The 22,908-nt window shown below is 68.2% G+C and carries 15 protein-coding genes; 6 read left to right on the forward strand and 9 right to left on the reverse strand.

Features of this window, described 5'->3' with window-relative positions:
* Positions 1-193: 193 nt before the first annotated feature.
* Positions 194-835, reverse strand: coding sequence for an NUDIX hydrolase (locus AAW14_RS00905; RefSeq protein WP_265558732.1), 642 nt, complete (start codon positions 833-835; stop codon positions 194-196).
* Between the two features lie 182 nt (positions 836-1,017).
* On the opposite strand from AAW14_RS00905, the gene AAW14_RS00910 reads away from it, so the two are divergent.
* A complete protein-coding gene (locus tag AAW14_RS00910) occupies positions 1,018-2,532 on the forward strand; it encodes a hypothetical protein (RefSeq protein WP_265558734.1) in 1,515 nt (504 codons plus the stop codon).
* Here the strand turns inward: AAW14_RS00910 and AAW14_RS00915 are convergent, their stop codons facing one another.
* Together AAW14_RS00915 and AAW14_RS00920 are read right to left on the reverse strand one after the other, a co-directional pair.
* Positions 2,533-4,014 carry a hypothetical protein gene (locus AAW14_RS00915; protein ID WP_265558736.1) on the reverse strand — a complete coding sequence of 494 codons (1,482 nt, stop codon included), beginning with the start codon at positions 4,012-4,014 and terminating at the stop codon, positions 2,533-2,535.
* Between the two features lie 17 nt (positions 4,015-4,031).
* Positions 4,032-4,436, reverse strand: coding sequence for a hypothetical protein (locus AAW14_RS00920; protein WP_265558738.1), 405 nt, complete (start codon positions 4,434-4,436; stop codon positions 4,032-4,034).
* Positions 4,437-4,668: 232 nt separating this feature from the next.
* Between AAW14_RS00920 and AAW14_RS00925 the strand changes: the two genes are divergently transcribed.
* Positions 4,669-4,893 (forward strand): hypothetical protein, encoded by a 225-nt coding sequence (locus AAW14_RS00925; protein WP_265558740.1) that lies wholly within the window; start codon positions 4,669-4,671, stop codon positions 4,891-4,893.
* A gap of 150 nt (positions 4,894-5,043) precedes the next feature.
* Here AAW14_RS00925 and AAW14_RS00930 read toward each other — a convergent pair whose 3' ends face one another.
* Complete coding sequence (locus AAW14_RS00930) at positions 5,044-5,523, reverse strand: MarR family winged helix-turn-helix transcriptional regulator (protein ID WP_265558742.1); 480 nt, start codon at positions 5,521-5,523, stop codon at positions 5,044-5,046.
* Positions 5,524-5,657: 134 nt separating this feature from the next.
* Here AAW14_RS00930 and AAW14_RS00935 point away from each other — a divergent pair, with 134 nt between their 5' ends.
* Together AAW14_RS00935 and AAW14_RS00940 are read left to right on the forward strand one after the other, a co-directional pair.
* Complete coding sequence (locus AAW14_RS00935) at positions 5,658-6,608, forward strand: saccharopine dehydrogenase NADP-binding domain-containing protein (RefSeq protein ID WP_265558743.1); 951 nt, start codon at positions 5,658-5,660, stop codon at positions 6,606-6,608.
* A 5-nt stretch (positions 6,609-6,613) separates the two neighbouring features.
* Positions 6,614-7,372: an MBL fold metallo-hydrolase gene (locus AAW14_RS00940; protein ID WP_265558744.1), complete on the forward strand. Its 759-nt coding sequence runs from the start codon at positions 6,614-6,616 to the stop codon at positions 7,370-7,372.
* A gap of 167 nt (positions 7,373-7,539) precedes the next feature.
* Here AAW14_RS00940 and AAW14_RS00945 read toward each other — a convergent pair whose 3' ends face one another.
* Positions 7,540-10,023, reverse strand: a complete 2,484-nt coding sequence (locus AAW14_RS00945) for an RICIN domain-containing protein (protein WP_265558745.1) — start codon at positions 10,021-10,023, stop codon at positions 7,540-7,542.
* 799 nt (positions 10,024-10,822) lie between these two features.
* Between AAW14_RS00945 and AAW14_RS00950 the strand changes: the two genes are divergently transcribed.
* Complete coding sequence (locus AAW14_RS00950) at positions 10,823-12,649, forward strand: RICIN domain-containing protein (protein ID WP_265558746.1); 1,827 nt, start codon at positions 10,823-10,825, stop codon at positions 12,647-12,649.
* Positions 12,650-12,819: 170 nt separating this feature from the next.
* Here AAW14_RS00950 and AAW14_RS00955 read toward each other — a convergent pair whose 3' ends face one another.
* The 3 genes from AAW14_RS00955 to AAW14_RS00965 all read right to left on the reverse strand — a co-directional run bounded on the left by AAW14_RS00955 (position 12,820) and on the right by AAW14_RS00965 (position 17,124).
* On the reverse strand, positions 12,820-13,584 hold the full coding sequence (locus AAW14_RS00955) for an alpha/beta hydrolase family protein (RefSeq protein WP_265558747.1): 765 nt from the start codon (positions 13,582-13,584) through the stop codon (positions 12,820-12,822).
* A gap of 245 nt (positions 13,585-13,829) precedes the next feature.
* On the reverse strand, positions 13,830-16,115 hold the full coding sequence (locus AAW14_RS00960; protein WP_265558750.1) for a SigE family RNA polymerase sigma factor: 2,286 nt from the start codon (positions 16,113-16,115) through the stop codon (positions 13,830-13,832).
* 448 nt (positions 16,116-16,563) lie between these two features.
* Positions 16,564-17,124: an ATP-binding protein gene (locus AAW14_RS00965; RefSeq protein ID WP_265558753.1), complete on the reverse strand. Its 561-nt coding sequence runs from the start codon at positions 17,122-17,124 to the stop codon at positions 16,564-16,566.
* A gap of 372 nt (positions 17,125-17,496) precedes the next feature.
* Here AAW14_RS00965 and AAW14_RS00970 point away from each other — a divergent pair, with 372 nt between their 5' ends.
* Positions 17,497-18,471, forward strand: a complete 975-nt coding sequence (locus AAW14_RS00970; protein ID WP_265558755.1) for an AfsR/SARP family transcriptional regulator — start codon at positions 17,497-17,499, stop codon at positions 18,469-18,471.
* 304 nt (positions 18,472-18,775) lie between these two features.
* On the opposite strand, the gene AAW14_RS00975 is transcribed toward AAW14_RS00970, so the two are convergent.
* A complete protein-coding gene (locus AAW14_RS00975; protein ID WP_265558757.1) occupies positions 18,776-21,184 on the reverse strand; it encodes a helix-turn-helix transcriptional regulator in 2,409 nt (802 codons plus the stop codon).
* Between the last annotated feature and the right edge of the window lie 1,724 nt (positions 21,185-22,908).

The following is a 22,908-nucleotide window of genomic DNA, read 5'->3' on the forward strand; positions in this document are numbered from 1 at the left end:
GCACCGTGCGACTCAGGTCGCTCCGGGGAAAGTGAGCGGGGCGCTGTTCGAAGACCACCACGGCACCCCGGACCGCGAAGGGGTCAAGTCAGCAGTTGTCCGCCATCGGCATGTGTCGGACACAGCCGTAGGCACGAACAGCGCGGCCGGGCCAGGGGTCTTCCTGCTCGAGCCGCGCTGTCGCCGGGGGCGGTCAGCGGGATTGCTGCACCAGGCCTCGAATCCTGGCCTGGGCGAGGGCGGCCAGTGTGAAACCGTCGGTCACCCGCCCGTCCAGGATGTGCTGGTCCAGCTCAGCAGGCGTCAACAGAACGGTCCCGCGGATGCCGGCCTCTGTCTCGAGGGATCCGATCGCGGTGAGTTGTGCGTAGTAGAGCCTGACTCGGGTGGCCTGCAGGCCGGTGTCGGGGTGGACGGCTCCCAGAGAGGTGAAGCTGGTGACGGTTGCCGACAGTTCCTCCTGCAACTCCTTGAGGGCATTGGCCTGGGGGTCCAGGCCGTTTGTGCCGAACCCACGAGGAATTTCCAGCGTCCAGGAGCGCAGGGCGTGGCGGTAGTGGTCGAGCATGACCACCTTTCCGTCGAGTACGGGGAGGATGGCGGCGCCTTCGGATGCCGTTGCGGGAATGATGCGCTGATAGGCGCCGATCCGGCCTCCGGGAAATCGGACCGGGTCCCGCACGAGACGGATCCAGGGGTCCTCGTAGAGAAGGCCGACGGGTCCGAGCTGTGGGTCTGCCTGCGCGCGATCGATGATCGTGATGGCTGCCGGGTCGTCATCGTTGCGGAACAGTTCGGGCTGCTCGGTGCGCAGGTCGTCGTAGGCGTCGGACACGACTGTCTCCTCGGTTGGGTGGTGGTCTGCAACGGGCATGTTCTCGGTACCCGTTACGCGCCCCGGGCGACGGCCGGCGCGGCGGGTGGGGCGGATGGTGGGCGTGCTGCTGACCGTAGCTGTCCACTGGATCGAATGCGGGAATGCGTGGGGGCGCCATGCCGTGGTCCCAGTGGGACTCGATGCTGTTGGAGATCACAGCCGAGGTGATGCGGATCAGCGTGGTCAAGACGTTGGACGACATGACGCCGACTGAGCGAAAACAGCTGTTCATCGCCTGCCGACGCAGCCTCGAGCGGGTCTGGGCGGCACAGCTGTGCCGCCTGGCGGCAGGCTTCCCCTCGGACCCGACCGAGCAGGACCACATCGCTGAGACCATCGGCCTGGAGCTGAATGAGCTGCGTCACCAGATGTTTCAAGCCCAAGAGGCAGCGGTATCCGGCTCGGGCGTCATCGAGCGTCCCCTGCCGTCCGTCGACGATGTCCTGCGCACCGGGCCGCGGGCGAAGGTCATGGGCGAGTTGGGTGCCCTGATCAAATCCGGCGACATCATGCTGACGACATTGCGCCCGAGGGCAGCGCGCAACTGTGGGCGGAACGAGACATCCGGGCCGTCGCGGGGAAAGTTGGAGAGGTGGTTCAAAGGCCAGGGCGTTACCGAAGCCGGAGTGTGCCAAATCCTGGATGCGGTAGCTGCCCACAACCCGGACCTCCTCGACCGCGAACTCTGGCTGCGTAGGTATCGCGCCGCCGACGATCCCCACACGGCCCTGGATGCTGCGTTCGAGGCACGGGCCATCCTCGCTGCGGCCGTCGCACATCGCAACGCTGCCGAACTCGCCTTGCTCTCCGGCCTCAAGGAGAATCAGGTCAGGAACGTTCTCCAGTGGTCGACGACGACCGAGTGGCAGCACGTGGAGGCGGTGGTGCGTCACCTCACGGTTACGGAAGCCGCGTTGGGACGACTGCGACGCCTGTGGTGTCTCGATCCCGCGGACAACTCCTCTGCCCGCGCCGGCGGCAGCAAGCAGACCTACGTGGATGCCTCCCCCGCCGCGGCGATTGCCGAGCAGCTCTCCCTGCTGAGGATATGGCTCGAGCGTCTCACCGAGGTGCCCCCCGGCTCCTTCGAGCAGGCGCCTCGGCCGCTGTGGGTGCCATCGTTGAAGGCATACGACGGAGCCACCGTGGGCCAGTTCATGCATGACCTCGGCGATTGTCTCGCGGCTGCCGGTATCACACAGGGCTCGCTGGCCGGGAAAACGGAGCAGAGCCGAGGTAAGAAGCTGAGCCAGCCGACTGTTTCGCGGTACCTGGCGGGGCGAGCCAGTGAGGAGGACGTGGCCCGTCTGATGGATGCGGTCGACAAATGCAGCCCGGAGAAGCGACAACGTGTGCCCGCACGCAATGTGGTGTTGCGTGCATTCCGGTACATCAGTGACCAACGCGGGGCTGAAGAAATGGAGGCAGTGGCGCGCCGGATCCTGAGTCACGGGGTCAACCCCGATGATCTCGAGTCTCTTGCCGGCGCGGCAGGGCTCCGGCCGGAGCAGGTCGCGGAGGCACTGAACTTCCCGCTGCTGGCCGACTGGGAAAGTATCGGGGCGGTGGCCCGGACCCACGGCCTGGACGAGGATCGGCTGCAGCGGCTGCAGCGCCTGTGGGCTCTGCAGCCGCTGCCCGACGACATGGACTGATCAGCTCGTGCGCTGCTGGTCGGCGGCGTTACCGGGGTGCGGCTGGGTGCCGCCGTCGGCAACGTCCGGTAGTGACCGAAGGCCCTTGGCGATCTCTGCTAGGCCGGCGGGCCCATCGGTCATCTGCGCCGAGACAATCGTGTTGGTCTCCTCCAGCGGGCCCAGCTTCCGCCTGCCGTCGCGGACGCAGATCCGGATGGACGTGGCAGCGGGCCGCGGCCGGGCCGGTACGTCGTCGATGTTCGGTGACGTACGCACGACGGGGCCCTCCTGCGTCACCAGCAGTTCGACATATCGGTCCTGCTGCTGGACGATCACGCTCGCTCCGCGGGAGGCCGGCCGGTCGTCCGCCCCGCTACGGATCACGTGCAGCTTGCGCAGCAAACGGTTCGACGCCTTCTCGTGCTCTGCCACCAGATGCGACAATCGCTCCGGCTCGTCGAGTCCCTGCACCGCGAACAGTTCATCGCCGGCCACGATGTGCTCGCGCCACACCTCCTCCTGCCGCAGCCGCACAATGTCGGCAAGGGCCACATCGGACCAGCACGGCGGGACGGGCAGCGGAGCGACCGCACCCTTGAGCCGGGCAACGGCGCGCCCGATTTCGAAGATACCGGGAGCGTCCAGTTCGGCGGAGCCCTCGAGCGAGGCGTCGATCAGGTCCCGCGGCGCGTTGTCGTGCGGCGTCAGCGCCCGCCGCCCCAAAAGGTCCGGCAGCCCCAGGCAGTAGGCAAGGTCCACCAGGTGCTTGAGCGCGCGTACGTGCGCGCCTGGCAGCAGGCGGTACCGCAGGTGGGCCTCCCCTTTGGGGGCGATGAAGGCGTCGTAGACGACCTGCCGCGTCAACGACTGGCCTGCTTCGCCGGTGTTTCGCGCCATATCGGCGACCTGCGGCAGCACGGTACCGGCCAGGTGCGCGGCGACGGTCGGCTCGATGCCCAGCCCGTGCAGGGACTTGGCGCTGATCGCGTCGAAGCGGGACAGGCGATCGGTGAAGGCTCGCCCCAGCACGGCCACACGGGCGCTGTTCTCCGCGTCGTCCCAGGACATGCGCAGGCAGGGGATGCGTGTGTCGACGGCAAGGTCCCGGACTGCCCGGTGCCCGGCCTTGTCGACACTGTAGTCGGCCAGATTGAAGGCGTGTTCCTCCTTGTAGAGGTGCACCACGAACGCGCCGCTTTCCAGGAGGGAGACGAACGCCGAACGGCCGGCGCCCCTGTGACGGAAGGCGTCCTGCAGCCCGGCCGCGTTGAGCATGAAGGCCCGGTTGCAGATGACCTGTTCGTGCAGCGCCAGCGCGCGCCGCAGTTCCGCCCCGATGTGGCTGCGGATGTGCTGCGCCTCCTCCTGCGGGGAACGCCCGCCCTGCACCAGTGCCAGCGGGGTCGACTGGTTGTCCAGGCCCGAGGCGACAACTGCGCCGGGCGCGATCTGATCGAGTGTCCACCGCTCTGCTGGAAGTGGTGTGTTGCTGTCGTACATTGAGTCCTCCCCCTATTTCAGTGCGAGGTTGTGCGCCTCACCCCGCCGGATTTCTGCCTCCTGCTGCGCCGAGGTGCCCGTCGGCCGCGGCGGCTCAGCACGTGCGCCACCGCCGCCACCGTGGTCGTCCACAGCAGGACCACGCCGCCCGCGTACACACACGCTGCGGGCGAGAGGCCAACCGCGCGCCCCACCAGCGCCGGCACGGCGAAGGCGAGGACCGAACTCAAGGCCCACACCACTGCCGCCAGCGCATCCGAGGCCGGAGTCCGTGACGGCAGGACGAGCCGGGTCCGCACCATGAGCGGACCGATCCTGATCTTCAAATCGGCGTTTTCGGTCGGCTGCTCCTGGGACAGATCCAGCTCATCCGGCCGCGAAGCGATCTGCGGCACACGTGCTCGGGCACGTCCCTTTGCCACGGCCCCTCCCCACCCTCGGCAACGGCACGACTGCGTACCGTCATTGGGGGAATACCCGGGCCAACCCCTCAATCTGCGGCACAAGGTGGCGAGATTTATTCACCGCGGGAGCCGACCGGTGTTTGCCGCACGCCCGCAGTGCGCATCATCCGAGTACAACTGATGCCATAAGCGCGCCAGCTGTATGTTGGCCACGCGGCCTCGAAGCTTCACCGCGGGGAAGGACACGATCATGGCAAGTGCGAACAAGCCTCCGCTCCGCACGACCGTCAATCTGACCAACCGCACAGTGGAAGCCCTGGAGTCCGTGACCCGGCTGACCGACTACAGCCGCACTGACGTCATCAATCGTTCCGTGCAGATCTACGCATACCTCGAGGGGATCTGGCGGGACGGAGGCGATGTCTGGGTCCAGGAACCCGGTGAAGAACACCCCTCCAAGCTGAAAGTCCTCTGACGCGCACCACGCATCGTGACCCCTTGAGGGCCGGCTCAACCCAGGGACTCGGAAAGCGTGCCCCCGCTGCGGAAGTGGAGGTACGGGCTTTGACCGCGCTGCGGCGCGCGTCCCGAGACGTGTGCCACGCCTAGCGAGGGCGTGAGGTGCTCAGTGCGGGAAGCGGCTCCGGATGGCCTGTGCGACGTCGGTGCCCTCGAGCAGTGTGTGCAGCAGGCCGGCGAGGGAGTCGATGTCGGCCGCCGAGAGTCGGCCGGCCATCTCGGCGGTCAGCCGACCGGTGGCCTCGCCGAGCCGAGCGGCCACGCTCCGGCCGTCGTCGGTGAGTTCGATCAAGACGGCACGCTTGTCCTGCTGGTGCGGTACGCGACTGACCAGGCCGCGCTGGACCAGGGAGTCGACCAAGCGACTGGGGCTGCCCTGTTCGCAGACCAGCAGCCGTCCCAGGGCGGCCAGGGTGACCGGCTGATGCCCGGCCAGAACGTCGACCACCTCGGCCTGAGCGGGCGTCAGACCAAGATGACGCAGGGACCCGCCGAGCCTGCGGCTGCCCTCCCGTTGGGCGGCCAGGAGCAGGTATCGCAGTTCGTCGTGGGTGGTCCGGGCAGGGCGGCGACGCTCGGCGGTCACGGGCTGTCCTTCGCTTCGCTCGTCGGTTGACTTCGGTACGGGCACCAGCGTATCAATGACACAACATCGATGACACGACATCAATGTTGCATCATTATTTCGGCGGCCCCCTTCCGGGCGGAAAGAGCGTGATCATGCGCAATGACTTCGTCGTACTCGGAGCGTCGGGCGCCACCGGGGGCCTGATCGCCGAACACCTGGTCCGTCGTGGCGCGAGAGTCGCGTTGGCCGGGCGGGACGCCGCACGGCTGGGTGAGACCGCAGCCCGACTCGACAGCGGGAGGGTGTCCGTGTTGACCGTCGAGATCGCGGACGCCGGCTCCTTGGCCGCGGTGGCCCGCGCGGGGCGGGTGCTGGTCAACACCGTCGGCCCCTTCACCCGGCTCGCACCGCCGGTGGTGACCGCCTGCCTCGACGCCGGTACCGCGTACGTGGACCTCGCCAACGAGCGGGCCGCCGTGCGTACCCTCCTCGACCGCGAGACCGAGGCGCGCGAGCGCGGTGTCGCTCTGGTGACCGGGGCCGGGTTCGGCCCGGCCGCCACCGAGGTGCCCGTCCTGGCCCTGGTCGGGCAGGGAATACACCCGGTCGCGGTGACCGTCGCCTCCGCGGCCGCCAGCGCGTACGCCACCGAGGGCGTGCGCCGCACGGTCGCCGAGACCGCCGCCGAGGGCGCGACCACGTACCGCGCGGGGCAGTTGGTCCGCGCGCCGCTCGGCGAGGGCGCCACCACGCTCACCTTCGGTGGTACGACACGCACGGTGATCCCGGTTCCCGTGGGCGATCTGGAGGCGGCGCGGCAGGCCAGCGGCGCGCTCGACGTCACCGCCTACGCCGTGCCGCGCGGCAGCGGCGACCCCGAGGACCGCTCTTACGGCTACGCGCAGATCACCGACGCGGACGGGCGAATCCATGTCGCCGAACTGAGCACGGGCGAGGGGTTCGCCTTCACCGGCGCACTGGCAGCCGAGACTGCGACCAGGCTGCTCGACGGCCCGCCGCCGGGCGCCTGGACGGCCGCGCGGTTGCTCGGCGCCGAGCGGGTCGCGGCTCTGCCCGGTACCACCATCGAGCTGGGCCGGTGATACCAGTGGCCGCTGCCCCTTCCTCGACGCACGCCATCCACCGGCTGGGCGACCACCTGGTCAACTTCTACCTCGTGGACACCGGGGCCGCCCTCGTCCTGGTCGACGCCGGACTGCCCACGCACTGGGACGGACTGATGGGCGCGCTTCGCCGCCTCGGCCGACCCGTCACCGACATCGCGGCGGTGATGATCACCCATGGCCACCCCGACCACGTGGGGCTCGCAGAGCGGGTCCGCTCGGCCTCCGGCGCCGACGTCTGGGTGCACGAGTCGGATGCGCCGATCCTCGCCGAACCGCGGTGGCTCAAGACCGCCTGGCAGCCGGAGCGGTCCCTGCTCGGCTACGCGATCCGCCGCCCGAGCGGCCTTCGGGCACCACTGCACCTGGCACGCCGCGGCGCCCTGCGCACGCCGGCCGTCCGGGAGCTTCGCACCTTCTCGGCCGACCAGCAACTCGACGTCCCCGGCCACCCGTTGGCCGTGCACACCCCGAGCCACACGCACGGCAGCACCAGCTACCTCTTCCCGGACAACTCCATCGCCTTCACCGGCGACGCCCTGGTCACCCACGACGCGGTCGCCGGGCGCGTCGGACCCTGCGTCATCTGCCGGGCTTTCACCCAGGACAGCCGGGCGGCGCTGGCATCGCTGGACAAGATCGCCGAGCATGAGATCGCCACCGTCCTGCCCGGCCACGGAGAACCCTGGACGCACGGCCTGGCAGAGGCCGCGCGGCAGGCGGTGGCGAGCGGAATCCGATAGCTCCCGGCGCGCCCGGCCGCGCGCCGGGGCACCGCACCGCCGCGGTGCCGTGGAGCGCCGGACGCGTCCTCGAGCGTGTGGAGCAGTGGTGCCGCGCCAGCCGCCGAGTTCCTGCCACGCCGGAAGGGGCGGAACCCAGCGGTTGGTGGGTGGTCACTGCCGGCCGGTCAGCCGACCTTCACCAGTTGCCACTGCTGGTTGGTGCCTCCATTGGGGTTCCACTGGATGACCGGGGTGTTCTGATCGGAAGAGGCGCCGGAGACATCGACCAGGTGGCCGCTGTTGCGGGATTCGATGGTGTAGGTGCCGTTGTCCGAGGGGGTTATGGCCCATTGTTGGTTGCTGCCGCCGTTGGGCTTCCACAGCTCCAGTTGCGTACCGGGCAACGTGCTGTACTTGTCGACGTCCAAGGCCTTGGCGCTCCCCACGCCTGTGATGGTGTAGTAGCCGTCGGCGTTGGAGGTCAGCGTCCACTGCTGGTTCGTGCCCTGGGTGGCCGGGTACTGGATGACGGGCGTCCCGTCCTTGGTGCCCTCGCCGCTGGCGTCGAGCAGCATGTGACTCTTGGCGTTGACGAGGTTGTACGTCCCGTTCAGGCTCGGCGTCGCGCCGGCCGTGATGGACAGGTTGGAGTACTGGACTCCGTAGTACCCCCTGGTGGTGGAGTTCCACACGGTGCCGAGCCCGATCTGTCCGGCGCCGTAGGTGTTGTCGCTGAGGTTGGCGACCTGGGTGCCGTCGACCTTCGCGGTGATGGTGCTGCCCTGGAAGGTGAGCGAGAGCTTGTGCCAGGTGTTGGTGCCTGGTGCCGTGGCGAGCTTGCCGCTCGCGCCGGGCAGCGTGGTGAAGTTCCACGACTGGTCGCTCTTCTGCAGTGACCACTTGCCCGCCGTGTCCAGTGTCAGGTGGTAGGCGCTGAGACCGTTGTTGTTCTGGTTCTGCCAGCCGACGCGGCCCAGCAGGTCGGCTCCGCCGCCCGACTGCTCCAGCAACACATCGGCGGAGACGGTGTAGTTGGACCAGTTGACGTCGCCCATCAGGGTGTAGGGCTGGTTCTTGGATTCGCCGGTCCACTGGATCGGCGAGGTGGTGGTCATCTGGCGCAGGCACTGGCCACCGCGTCCACCGCCGCAGGGCGCCGCCTCGAAGGCGCCGTTCATGGCGGCGAAGTACTTGGCCTCCGTACCAGTGGCGTAGCCGGCGAAGGTGTCGGAGTACGGAAGCTTGAGCACGGAGCGCTGCGGGCCCGTGGTGGTACCGGGCGTCTGGCCGGTCGTGGTGGTGACCGTGTAGAGGTGCTTGGGCTGCAGGGTGAACCGGTACGTGCCGCCGGAGGCCGCCAGGTCCGGTGCTGCCACCATGCGCGGGTGGTCGGTACTCAGGTCAGTGGTCCAGACGTGCAGCCTGCCGCCGCGCAGACCGCCCGCGGCGGTCAGGGAGATGGTCTGGTCCGCGGTGGCATCCATTGTCTCGAAGACCGTGCTCCAGGCCGACTTGTCCGGGGCCGCGTAGCTCACGTAGCTGCCGTTGGCCCGGTCGCCGCCGAGATAGCCGCTGGCGGTGTCCAGGTACTTCCAGCCTGGGGAGGTGAACTGGCTGGTCTGAGCCATGACCCACGCGCTGCGGCCGACGTTGTACGCCCCGGACCAGGGCTGGTTGGCCTGGATCAGGCCAACTCCGTTGTAGTCGAGATTGGGGGTGATCGAGGCCACGAGCGGCCAGTTGATGTAGGCGGTCGTCTTGCCGTCCAGGTACCCGCGGTTGATACCGCGGGCCATCGCGGTGGCTCCGGCGTCCGCGTCGTCCGAGCCGTTCTCGCTCGACCACAACTGCTTGCCCGACGCTTGCGCGTGGTCGGAGGCGGAGCAGCTCTTCTGGTCGGATCGGTAGCGGCAGGTGTAGTGCGCACCGATGATGTCCACGGCCGAGGCCAGCGCGGGCCGGCTCACGATGTCGTCGGCGATCGCCCAGTCGTTGTCGGCGCCCACGATCTTCGTGCGATAGCCCTTTTTCGCGAGGGCGGCGTGCAGGGCCTCGTACCAGGCTGGGCTCTGCCCGCTGTCGTACCTCTCGTTCCAGCCGCCGAGGTAGTCGATCGCGAAGTGCTGCTGCTTGGCGCAGTCGAGCCAGCTCATCAGGTAGTCCACCGTGGACGGCGAGCTGGTGGACCAGAAGTTGTGGCCGCCGAGGAAGCCCGGGGCGCCCCACGCGAGGGCGTACAGCTTGATCGCCGGGTTGCGCAGCTTGGCCTGCTGCATCAGCCACCACTCGTAGCCGTTGCCGGCGGTGCAGTTGATGTTGCCGGGTGAGTGTTCGATGCTGGACTCGGCGCCGTCGGTGGAGTTGGTGTCGCCACCGATCTCCACCTTGAGGATGTGCAGGGAGGCGCCGTAGCCGGGCTTGAAGAGGTAGTCGAGGATCTGACTGCGCTGCGGCTCGGGATAGTCGATGAGAAGGCGCGAGTTGCCGCCGCCACCGCTGATGGCTCCGACGCCGTCGAAGGTGCGGCCCGCCGAGTTCCCGTCGACAGCGATCGAAGTGGTTGCGGCCGCGGCGTGGGCGCGGGTTGGCGCCAAGCCGGTGACCAGCGCCAGGCACAGCGCAAGGACTGCCGCTGCGGCCGTCCAGTGGCGTCGGGCTCTCAAACGCACGGGATGTGGGTGCGTTGTGGTGTACACCAGGGTCGTCCTTCCTGAGAGAGGTACTTCAGGTCGCCGAACGGTCGCGTTCGGCGGTCTGGAAGACCGGAGTGGCCACCGTCGCTGTCGGGGTCTTCTGGATCACGTGTACGTGGGCACACGGATAAGTGCCCACTCCTGGCGGCGCGGTGGTCGGCGTGCGGGAGGCGCGCAGGTCTCCAGGTCGTCATGAGCGGTCCCGTCAAGTGCTTCCGGGGGGGAATGACGATGCATTTTGTGACCGAACACCGGGTGAAAGTCAACTAGTTCGCACAAGATTCATCACAACCGTTCAGCCGCCTAGGGCGCGCAGGCCGCCCTCCCCTGCAGCCCGGCACCCGGTGGTCTTCACCGATCACCGACCACGTTCACCGATAGCCGACCACCGACCACCGTTTGCCGACACGCGCAGCCAGCAGGCAGCCGAATTCACCATTGCTCACGGTAACGCAGCGCACCGAGCGTGCAGTTGGGTTGACAAGCGCCGGAACGCGACCCACCATCATCCAACAACTCTTTGAGCAAAACTGCTTGATTCTCATGGAAATCGAGCAGAGGTGAGCACACTTAGCCCCCTTCCGCACGCCGGTTCACCCTTGTCAAGCGCATGTCTCGCCACATGCCGGGTTCTTGTCGCGAACAGTTCGCGGCGAGAGGGGAACGGGCCTGTGCAGAAGCAAGCATCGAGCAGGGCCGGCGTACGGCCGTACGCCGGCATGAATCGGAGCGAGAGATGCCATCTCCTGGAAGGCCCGCCGCAGCGCTGCTCGCCATGACTCTGGCATGCGCGGGCGGCCGCGCGCTGACGCCGACGGCGTCAGCGACGCCGTCGTCCACCACGTACACCGTCGCCGTCGGCGCGAAGGGGTCCTGGGACCAACCGGACGACACCCCGGCGAACGCCTACATCGACAAGAACGGCACGTTCTACTACCAGGAGGCCCACTCGCTCTACGGCGCGAGCGACGACCGCGCGTGGAGCTTCTACTCCGGCATCGACTTCGACACCGCCACTCGCAACGATGCGATCAGCGACGCGCAGAACCCCGGCAATTCCAACGACAAGAACAACGACACCACTTGGCGGTGCAACAACAGCCCCACCGGCCTCGAGGCCACCCACGCGCCCGCCGGGTCACGCTACTCGCAGAGGAACTTCTGCGACCTGGTCGGCGTGTGGGTCGATCCGGACACGGGCGACTGGTACGGGCTGATCCACAACGAGTTCACCCCGCAACCCTTCGGCGACGGAGTCCACTTCGACGCCATCGACCACGCCGTCTCCACCGACCAGGGCAAGACATGGAAGATCAAGGACCACGTCATCACCTCGCCGTACAGCACCAAGCGGGGCGACAGCACGGCCTTTCCCAACCAGACGTTCTCCTATGGCGACGGCGACCAGCGACTGTTCGTCGACACGGCCTCGGGCTACTTCTACGTCTTCTACGGATCCCGCCTGGTGGACAAGAACGGCGGCTGGAAAGCCTTTTACGCACACGTGGCCCGTGCGCCGATCTCGGCCAAGATGGCGCCCGGCTCTTGGCAGAAGTGGTACGACGGCTCGTGGTCGCAGCCCGGAGTTGGCGGCAGGGAAAGCAACATGGTGCCGGTGACCTCCGCCGACAGCACCGGCTACACGCCCGCGGCGAACGAATACGACCCCGCCGGCGCCGGCACGGTGGAGCAGCAGGTCGCGGCCGGCGAGACGCCCCCGACCTCGCCACTTTTTGCCATGGACATCACCTACGACGCCTACCTGGGGCTGTACATCGGCGAGCCGCAGGCAGTCGACCAGAGCGGATCCGCGCCGCAGCAGTTCTACGCCACCGACAACCTCGCCACGCAGAAGTGGACGCTGATCGGCGACACGGGTAGCTACACCAACGCGTCGTGGTACCGCTGGTTCCTCGACGGCGCGAACAAGACCAGCTCCACCGTGGTCGGCAAGGGCTTCCGCTCCTACTGCTCCTATGGCTGTTCGGGAAACTCCGACTCCGAGTACATCAATGTCACGATCGGATCGTCCGCGCCGGCCACCTCGCCCTTCGACGCGGCCAGGACCTACCACATCGGCAGCGGAAGCGGCCGCATCCTCGCTCAGGTCCCCGGAAGCTCCGCCACCACCTCTCTGGCCGCCGCCACCGGAACCGGCCTGGACGCCTGGACCATCACCTCCAACGGCGACGGTTCCTATCGCATCGCCAATGCCTGTACCGGACGGCTCCTCGGCGTCACCTCCCACTCCCCCGCGGGCCGGGCCTGGGGAACCAGACCCACCGTCAGGGGAGTTGGCGCGGGCGGCCCCGCCGTCGGGCAGCAGTGGTTCGTCCTCGCCAACACCTCCGCCGCCGACGGCACCCCCACCGGCACCTACCGGCTGGTCAACCGCTACAGCGGCCTGGCGATCGGTCTGTCCTCCGACGCCGCCCGGCTCGCCGAGACCACACCGGCCCGCTTCTGGACGAGCACCACCGACAACTCCGTGGGGGGATCGCGGACCGCCGCCGATCAGACCCTGACCATGACCGCGGTCGGTGCGGACACCGGCAGTCCGAACGTCACACACACCCGAACCAGGGCCTGTTCGGAGCCGTGATCGATCTGATCTGGAGAAGGCCGATCAGGCCGTGAACCGGACGAAGCGCTGCAGCCCGGCGCTCGGCCGGTGTCGGCCCGGCGGGGCCTGGCCCATCTGGGCGCGCAGCCTCAATCCGGGGCCGCGATAGCGGCGCCCGACTCGCAAGCCGGACGCCGACACCACTTACGTCAGGCCGGAGACGTGACCGCTCGGCCGAGGTGCCGGGCGAAGAACCGGACCGCGCTGTCGGCCTCGAACCGGGGCACCTCCTTGTGCCTGCCCGCGTTGGCGTGCAACGTCTTCTCCTTCGAGGCGAAGGCGTCGAACAACGCGAGACCGGACTGGCGCGAGATGTGCTCGTCGTCCCACTGGAGCACGAACTCGATCGGGATGGTGATCTGCTTCGCCGTCTCGGCCAGGCGATCGGGCCAGTGGAGGCCGAAGACCGCGGCGGTGATCCTGGGTTCGATCGCCGTCAGCGGCACCCCGATCGCGGTGCCCATGTTCAGACCGAAGTAGCCGACCGGCCCTTCGGCGCCGATCTCCGGAAGTTCCTGGAGAGCGTCCAGGGCCGCCTGCCACTCGGGCACGGCGCGCTCCGCCAGGTGGGCGTTGTAGCGGACGACGATCGGGCCTTCCGGCTCGCCCGCCGACCTCGCCCGGTACAGCGCGGCGATCTCCTGCTCGTCGTGCTCCGTGCGCGGCCGGCCGCCGTGACCGGGCGCGTCGATGGTGGCGACATGGAAACCGCAGCCGGTCACGAGGCGGTGTGCACGGCCCACCATGCCCGGCCACTTCTTGTGCGTGCCGCCTCCGTGACCCATCAGCACCAGAGGTGCACGATCGGCTCCGGAAGCCGGCGACCAGAGAGCGCCGGTGACCTCGCCCACGGTGAAGTCCCGTTCGACGACACCGTCCGACGATGTCTTTGCGGTGAAATCCACAGAATGCATTGGTTGTTGCCTTTCGGGAGTGCCTTTTGTTGTGGCGCTCCCGACGACCCTTACGTCAATCGCCCGACCGTGACGAAAAGAGGGAGCACCCACAGGGATACAGCGTTCATGGGTCTCACCTCCTCGGACGATGTCGCGGCCGACTGAAAGCTACCAGCCCTAGCATCTTCCCGCCCAACCCTTTTTCCCTGGCAAAACCGGCTGGGGCAACGGGTCGCGGACAGTGCGTTGGGCGGCGAAACCGGTCAGTCGGCGAAGTCCTGAGTCAGCCAGAGGTTTCCGGAGCTTCCGTGCAGCACATTGATGCCGATGTGGTGGAAGTCCGGGTTGAGGATGTTGCGGCGATGGCCGTCGTTCGGCGGTTGTTCGGCGAGCATCGACTTGGTCAGGCCGACGGCCCGGGAGGCGAGATCGGCGGTGGTGTGGGCGAGGGACCCGTCGGTGCCTATGTTCTCGCCGGCCGCTCCCCAGCGGACGCCGGCCACGGTTTCCCGGTCGCCGAGTTGGGCCTCGCCGGGACACTCGTGCTGCAGGCCGCACCCCGTGGCCATGGTCCGGTTGTGCGCTCCCGAGCTCGATTCCAGGCCGGTGCTGGTCTCGAGGGGAGCCATGTTGTGGGCCGCGCGGGCCTGGTTGATGACTGAGAGGACTTCTGCAGCGGCTGCAGCCTCGGAGCCGGCGACGGCCGAATCAGCCCTGTGGCCAGGGACCGTGGTCCGGGGGATGGAAGCGGGCGTATGTCTCGTACGACTGGGAGCCGCGGTGGGCTCGTGGGGTGTCGTCGCTGCGGGCGTCGGCGTGGGTGCCGTAGTGGTTGCGGGCGCGGGCGTGGTGGTGTGCGGCTCGGTGCTGCCGGCGTCGTCCGGCGCCGAAAGGCCGGGCTGTCGGCCGGCCATCGGCTTTTCGCCGCCCGGGCCTGATGTCAGGGCTCCGATGCCGACCGCGGCGGTGAGGGTGGCAGTGAACGCGGCCGCCACCACCATCGGATTACCGGTGAACGAACCGAGCGAGCGCCCATTGCGGTGCCTGGAATTACGTCGGGTACGTCGGTGGGACACCGGGCCCGTATGGCCGGCCTCGGTCGCGGCGCTCGTCGTCTCGTAGCCGATGCCCGACAGGACGAACGCCGTGTAACCGAGTGGCAGCGGAACCAGGGCAAGGTTGGCCAGCAGACCCTCCAAGGGGACCAGACCTGCGCTCGGACCCCCGCAGGACCCACACCCGCGTACGTGCCGGGCCAGCCGCTTGCGCCACAGCCCTCCCGGTCTGCCGTCCCAAAGGTGGATGGTCCGCTCCAGGTCGGAGCAGCGGGGCGTGACGGCGAGCGCGCGCGCCACCACGCGCGCGATTTCGAGCTGCGACTTCATTCGGCTCACCCGGAGCGTGACGTGGTGCGCGTCCAGGCCGATCGCGGCCACCATCTCCGCCTGGGTCAGATGCCCGGCGGTGACCAGCCACCACAGCGAGAGCAGCTCCCGATCGTCCGCGTCCAGCCAGCGTGTCGCCTCGGCCGCCTCCCGCCGCTGCCCGGACAGTTGAAGCCGGTTCAGCGTCAGATCCACGAAGTCGGCGCCCGGGTCGGCCACGACCGCGAGCTCCTCCAGGACACGCGGCGGAGCAGGGTACGACTCACGGTGCGTGCGGATCTGGCTCATCGTCACCGCGACCAGCCAGGGCCGGAAAGCACTTCCGTCACAGAGCCCGGACAGGCCCCGCACGACACCCAGCATCGTCTCCTGAACCACGTCGTCCACGTCCGATGGTCCCGGCAAAGCCCGCCCGACGATGTTGTAGACGAGCGGCAGATACCGGCCCGCCAGCTCTTCCAGCGCCCCCTGCGCTCCCTGTCGCGCCGCCGACACCAGCTCCGCGTCCGCCGCTGGAAAGTTCATCTTCGCATTCCTTCCATCGACTCCAGTGCTGCCGTTCGTAAGAGAAGACCATGCAACAGCGGGTTCGGTCACAGAAACATCCCGGAGGGAAGCCGACGCACGCTCACGACCAGAGGCTGACGCCAAGTCGGATTCAAGGTCCCGGCGCTCCAGCTCCTGACGAAGCCGGATGAGCGCTCGGTGCAGAGTGCTCTTGACCGTTCCGGCCGGGATGCCGAGGGCGATGGCCGTCTCCTCAGTGGACATCTGCTCCCAGTGTCGCACCACGACGACACTGCGCTGCCTCGGAGTGAGGACCTTCAAGGCGTCCATGAGCAGGGCACGGACGGCGTGCTGCTCCGTGGGGTCGTCCACGGTCGTGTCCGGGAGCTGCTCGGTGGGTAACTCCGCCAACCTCCGTACCCGCCACCACTCGGTACGCGTGTTGATCATCACGCGGCGCAGATAGGCGTCCGCCAGGCGCTTGTCGGCGATGCCCTCCCAGCGGCCACAGGTACGCAGCAGCGCAGTCTGCAGCAGGTCCTCGGCATCGGCCGGGTCGGAAACCAGACGTCGGGCGGTGCGCAGCAGCGCGTCCTGCTGTGTACGTACGTACTCCTCGAAGTCCAGCACCTCGCCATGGTGCTCGCCCAGTTTCATGTGTGTGGTTCCTTACGTCGTAAGTGGGTTGGCATCGATCACTCATGACTCGAAAAGATCGAGGAATGCTGGTCGTGGTTGCAGAGTTCCTGCCCGTGGGTGCCTTCCATCCGGTTGACTCCCCAACGCCCCCGGAGCCGCAACGTATCGAGGGCGCCGGTCGGATGCGGTAGGAGAAATACCGGTCGCGTTCCATGGAATCCGGGCGATCGGCACCTGGCCACACGTGCCGAGCCCAACCCACCGTAGATTTCCCCACGGTTGTCGCGCTGCCAGGCAGGAAGTACGTGCTCTGCATCCCCCGGGATGCAGAGATGAAGACGTCCGTCACAGGTTGGTGCGCGTCGCTGGAAGCGAGTCCCGCTCGTGGCGGCCGGCCGCTGGGGGCAGGTGACCGGCCGCCACGAGCCTCGGGATGGTCAACAGTCGGACCCCGTGGAGTCCCGGCTCATACGCTCATCACCGCGCCGCGCTCCGCGAGCATGCCGCGGTCGCTTGGCTCCACCTCTCGCGGCAGCTTTGCCGGTGGGGCCTTGCCCGCCTCGGCGGAGACTTGTCCCCGCGGCGAATCCGAAGCAATGTGCACCCGTGCCCACACCGACTTCCCGTTCCCTGCAGCCGGGTATGTGTAACCCCAGGCCGCGCTCAGCCCGGCGACCAGCAGCAGGCCGCGCCCAGATTCCGCTTGGTCCGAGGGCTCCCTCAACACCGGGGGCCGGCGGTCCTGGTCATGGACGAGGATCAGCAGATGGTCGGGCATGAGCCTGAGGAGAAGTGAGCATCCGGGAACCTGCGGCCGGCCGGCGGATTCGTCTGGTCCGGAGTTCTGCTCAGGATGGGCGTGCAGCACGGCGTTGGCGATCAGCTCGTCAACGATCAGCAGCGCGTCATCCTTGACGGTGGCCGGAATCGGCCACCTCCCCAGCACGTCCTCTGCATGAAGACGGGCGTAACGAATCGCCGACGGCGTGGAAGCCAGGTCGAGCCGGTTGTGGGGCGGTTCCGGCACTAGTCCTCCTTCACGAGGCGGTCAGCAGCCAGACCTGTAGAGGTGCTTGCTGACCGCTGACTCGATCACGTTGGCAGGGTGATGGCGACCATGTCTGTGCCGCCTTCGACGGGCTTGCCGTCGAAGGCGGCCCCGAGCCTCCACTCGACCACTGGGAGCCCCCACGGTCCTGAGTAACCGTCACTCATGTCCGTCCCGCAGGCGCCGGGTGCGCCGCCGGGCAGGCAGTCCCCATTTCGCGCTGCGCCGCGGGCCCTGGCTCCAGCCCCGCGGGCGTTTGAGTACCCGACCACTCATGAGGCAGGGCCCTGGACTGTGATCACCTCGTGGACGTCACACGGTGCGCATCGCACAGAGCGGGTGGAGGCATGCATGCAGTTCCGACTACTGGGACCCCCTGGGATCTACGACGACGTCAGGCGGCGGAGTGTCCGGCTGACCAGTCCCAAGCAGCGGGTGCTGCTCGGGGCACTGCTGGTACGTATGGCTACTCCGGTGCCTACGGAGGAGCTGATCAACGAGCTGTGGGGACGCCACGCGCCGAAAAAGGCGGGAAACGCGCTGCAGGCCCACGCGTCGCGCCTGCGGCAGCAGCTCATCGCGGTGGAGCCCTTCGGAGCGAATGCGCCGCGGCTCGTCGCACAGGGCCCGGGTTATCTGCTCCACGTGCACCCCCAGGAGCTCGACAGCGTTCATTTCCGTCTCCACGTCTCCCGTGCACAGAGGCTGTTGGAGTCGGATCCCCACGCCGCGTGTGAGCTCCTGCGCAAGGCCCTGAGTCTATGGCGCGGCCCTGCGCTGGAGGGGGGCTGCCAGGGACCGCTGTGCGGTGGTGCCGCGGCACGCCTCGAGGAGGAGCGCCTGCTCGCGCTCGAGGATCTGTACGAGGCCTTGCTGCGATTGGGCCTGCATCATCAAGTCGCCGGGGAGCTCGAGGAGTTGGTTACCGCGCACCCCTTACGGAATCGGTTCCGCGACCAGTTGGCCCTCTCGCTCCAGCGCTGCGGGCGACACAACGAGGCGCAAAAGGCTCGGGACATCGAGCGGCGCCGACCATCCGGTGAAACGGATGCGGATGAGATGCGGCTACGGACCGCCTCGGTGCGGCTGCTGCGCGAGGCCGGCAGCGGGCGACCGGGCCATGAGCCCACGGGGCGCTCAGTGGCGGAGCTCCACGACGAGGCGGACCTCGCCGAGCTCTATGGTCCGCAGGACGAGGAGCTGGTTCGATTGCGGCGGCGGATCGACCAGTTGACCTCGGAACAGCATGCACTTCGTTCGGAACTCGACCGGCTGATGGTTCGGGGGGACAAGGACACCTCCGCGCGGGGCAGGGACTCGGCGTGAGGCACGAGGGGTTCTGCACCCAGAGCACCGGTTGTCAGCGCGTCGATTGCTCCCGGCCTGCGTGACAGTGCGGCTGATGTGCGGCAACACTGCTCGGCTGTCGGAACTGGGGCTCCTGGAACCCGGCGATGGCCGACGCGGTCCGTGCCCCGCCGGAGGTGATGACACACCGCCGAGTTGCACTCGGAGCCCATTCCTGTAGCCAGCCGCTGTTACTCGCGCATCCTGATCACGGCAATCACGGCAATCACGGCGCGACACGATCGCTCGAGGCGTCGGCGGACCATCCGCATCGCTCCGCGGCCTACTCCAGCTCACGCCGGAGAGCGTTGCGCGTTGTGATGCCCAACTTATGGTAGATGCGGTGCAGATGGTTCTCCACGGTACGCACGGAGACCACCAATTGATCCGCGATGTCGCGGTTCGGCAGCCCGGTGGCGGCCAACGCGGCCACTTCGCGTTCCCGGGGGGTGAGACGCGCGACGGCGAGGTCGCTGTGTCGACGGTTCTCGCACTCCAGCCACGGTGGCAGGGTGCCCTGGAATGCGCGCAGCAGCTCCCGGCACGTGGCCCACGCTTCACGGCTCTTGCGGCGCCGGCCGGACGCCCTGTACGCGCGGGCGGCCTGCGCGGCGGCCTCCGCGGAGAGCGGCAGCGCGCCCATGCTCCGGAACTGCGCGGACACCATGGACAGCGACGGCCCGTCGGCCTCGGCCAGCGCCCGAATGTGGTCGGCCATCACCAGCGTCAAGCTCCCCGTGGCCTTCTCCGCAAGCAGCTGGGCCCGCTCGCGGAACCGGAACGCCCCGGCGTCTATGATGCGTACGGCGAGGTGCAGCCCGTCGATCGCCGTCAACGTGCGCCCCGCAGCGGTCGCACGATCCGCAAGCTCCAGGGCTCGGGCAACGGCCCCCGAACGGTCCCCTGTATGGGCTAGGACCAGTGCCCGCTCGTAGGCCACGCCGTCCTCGGCGATCGGGGACGGCATGGTGTGGCTCAGTGATGCCCGTACCTCCACCAGAGTTCGCAGAGACTCGGGGCAGCGTCCCGACTCGGCCAATGCCGCGGCCAGTTGGGCCAGCAGCCGGGTCCGGTCGGCGTGGCGGCCGTCGGACGGGCCGACGACAATGGTCCGCCGCAGCAGCGCAACGGCAAGCTCGGGCTGCCCCATCAGGCGGAGCAGGCGTGCCCGGACAAGGACTCCCTGTACGAACGCGGGTCGACACCCGGTTCTGTCGAGCCGGTGGATGGCGTCCCAGCCCTCGGCCGCGCCGCGAAGATCGCCCATGAGGGTGGAGCAGCGCGCGGAGACCGAGTTGAAGAGAATCGCCGCGTCCGTATCCCAGTTGCGGACATCGTGCCGGTACCGGCTCAGCAGGTCCAAGGCCCCGGCCGGGTCGCCGAGTTCCGTGTGCGCCAAGGCCACGACGGGGAGCAGCACCTCGGTCACGGGCAGGACGGCAGTGTCCGCGCGCAGCACCTGGTCGCCGATGGCGACGGCCTCCTCGAGCCTGTCCGAGAACGCGGCGATCACGGCACGGCTGGCTTGCAGCACCGCCGCGCGATCGGGCTCGGCGGCCGAGACCGCGCGGGCCAGTTCGGCGTCGGCCTCCGAGACGCGCCGCAGGTTGCACGCCATGTTGACCAACCGGGCGTGAGCCGCGGCGATGTACTCCGAGTGGGACACCTCCACACCGGATCCGAGCGCTGTGGCCAGTACCGCCTCGGCTTCCTCATAGCACCCGTTGCCGACCAGAACCTGGCCGAGCAGCAGCGCGGTCCGGACGCAGTCCGTGGCGTGATCCGGGTCCTGCGATTCGTGCTTCACCGCGCGGCAGAGTTCCGCCGCGTACTGCGCCCGGTCGGGCACAGGCTCGCGAAGGGCCCTGTCCACGCCCAAGAGAGTGGCCCGCAGAGCCAGCAGACACAAACGCTCCGCAAGCACGAAGTCCGTCCGCCGAACGGCGATGCGTGCCGCGGCAAGCAGTTTCTCCCGCTCGGGCACGAGTCCCGCCTCGATGCGCAGCGAGACGATGCGCAGGAGGTCGTCCTCCCCACGCGCGCCCGAGCGTTCCAGAGCGTCGGCGACCTGACGGCGCAGCCGCTGGGCGGTGAGGTAGGACATCCCGGATGCCACCACGACCCGGCTCAGCGGTACAGCCAGCCGGAGATGAACGCAGGCCCGGGTGCCCTCCACGCCGACGATGCCGCGCAGCTCGAGCGACTCGGCCGCGTGGACAAGCCCCGACTCGGCGACGATCTCGGCTTCCAAGGGCTCGGCAACGGCGAGCATGTTGACGAGTTCGTGCTCGTCGGGGCTGAGACCGCCCAGCCCGACGCGAATGATGTCGGACAGCCGCTTGCCGAGGCGGTCGGTCAGGCCCTCCCAGGTCCAGGTCCCGTCGACGCAGCGCAGGGAACCGTCCTCCAGGGCGTGCTCGACGAGTTCGCGCAGGATCAGGGCCCTGCCGTGGGTTGCGGCCCACAGGCGCTCCAACGTCGCGGTCTCGGTGTGGCCGCCCAGCCGGGTGCGTAGCACCTCGCCCAGCTCGGTGCTGTCGAAGGGAGTGACTTCGACACGGTCGATGAGTCGCTCGATCCAGAGCTTGTCGATCCCGGCCGGGGCGTGCACATCCTGCCGAACGGTGGCGAGAACGCTGAGGCGTCCCGCCGCGACCAGCCGGTAGAGGCGGTCGCTGGTGGCGGGGTCCACGAGGTGGGCATCGTCGATGCCTACGAGTGTCCGATCCGATGAGGTAATCTCCGGCGTCGAGGTTTCGACCGCCTCCAGGCATTTGGCAAGCGACCCGAACCCCTGGGCTCGTGTCCCGCTTCTCCAGCTCGCTCCGCCGACTGAGAGGACCGTCCCGCCTGTATCGGCGGCCTGCTCCAGCGCGGTGGAAAAGAGAAGACTCTTGCCTACTCCGGGGCCGCCGACGAGAAGGGCACCGCCGCCCCTGCCGAGAGCGGTCTCGATGGCACGGAGTTCCCCCTCCCGCGCGGTTATTGGCCAGTGGAAATCAGCATCCATTGACATCATCCTGCAAGCCCCCGCTTGATGAATGCCAGCATCTTACGTAAGTGATCGCTGAGTGAACAGTCTGCATGTCGAGGGATATGAGGCGGCTCGGGAACCGTGTGCTCCGCTCTTGCCCGGACAGGACCGGCAGCCGCTTTCGTACGACCGGTTCCTGCAGACCCAGCAGAACTGTGGCAAGTATAGACCGGCACTTCGCAAGCCCAACTGGAATCACTCTGACGGTGACCCGACCCGCTGAAAGACCAGGTGGTTCCGGAACGCTGGGTTAGGAGCGGCAACATGACCGGCACTTCTGGCGTCCGGCGGTCGGCCACTCAGACGGGGTTTCGGCGTCTTTCGCTCCCGGGTTTCAGACGACTTTCCTACGACCGGTTACACGAACGTGATTGAGCGGTGATTCCACGTTTACATTGCCGAATTGACAGCCTGCCACACTTCCTGGCCAGTCCCGACGAGGCGGGCCTGTACGCCGGGGCGAGTCGGGCTTTCCCAATTCACTCACCGACACCGTTTACGTGCGCGGAGCGATAATTCGCGTGACGTCAGCCATCAGCCGACCTTGCATGAGATTATCCCGTCCTGCGCATCCGCGCGTCTCCGTATCTGTGGATGAGCCGTTCCTCGAGCCTGTGGCCGTGCGAAGCAGTCATACGACGACTGTAAGAGCGTGCCGAGATGACAGCAGCCGGCGAGCGGGAACACCTTCGTGCGACTCTGCTGCCCCAACAACCGCCCCGATCGGATGAGCGCGTGCGCGCGACCGGATTCTCGACCACGGCGCCGCTGCGATCCTCGAGGATCGTCAGGCACTGCTCGCCGGCGTCGAGGGGCACGCGGACGACGTCCCACTCGAAGCCGACGGCCACCAACCAATCGTCTCCTTGACGTCTTGGCCTGCGGCCGAGCCGGTCCGCGCCCACGACTCGACGGCTCGCGTGAACGCGGAAGCGCTTGATCTGCGAACGGCCGTCCCTACAAAGGTGGTTGGAGCATCCTGCGGGCACATGAACCGCACGAAGGTGTTCCCGGGCGCTCGTCGCCGACCGTCGTCGTCACTGACTGTCGTCGTGGTCGGGCCGACGGGCCGACGGGCTCACGGGCCGACAGGCCGACGGGCCGACGGGCTCACGGACGACTCAGAAGAATCTTGGGCTTCTTCCGTCATAGTGCGGTGGCAACCGCCTCTGTATAGGCGTGGACACGAATTGTCACGCACAGGAACGAGAAGACCGAAGCCGGCGCCCTGCCACCACGCCGAGCCGTACCGACGACCCCGGTGCCGGACCGGGGCCTACCGGCGCGTTGTCGACGGCCGCATCGGTCGGCGGGCCCAGGCCCGTCAGCCCGCGGCGACCGGTGCTGGCCTGCGTCCCCCGGCCCGAAAGCGAGCCCCGGGT

The organism is Streptomyces hygroscopicus, from assembly GCF_026168105.1.
GTDB classification, from domain to species: domain Bacteria; phylum Actinomycetota; class Actinomycetes; order Streptomycetales; family Streptomycetaceae; genus Streptomyces; species Streptomyces hygroscopicus_D.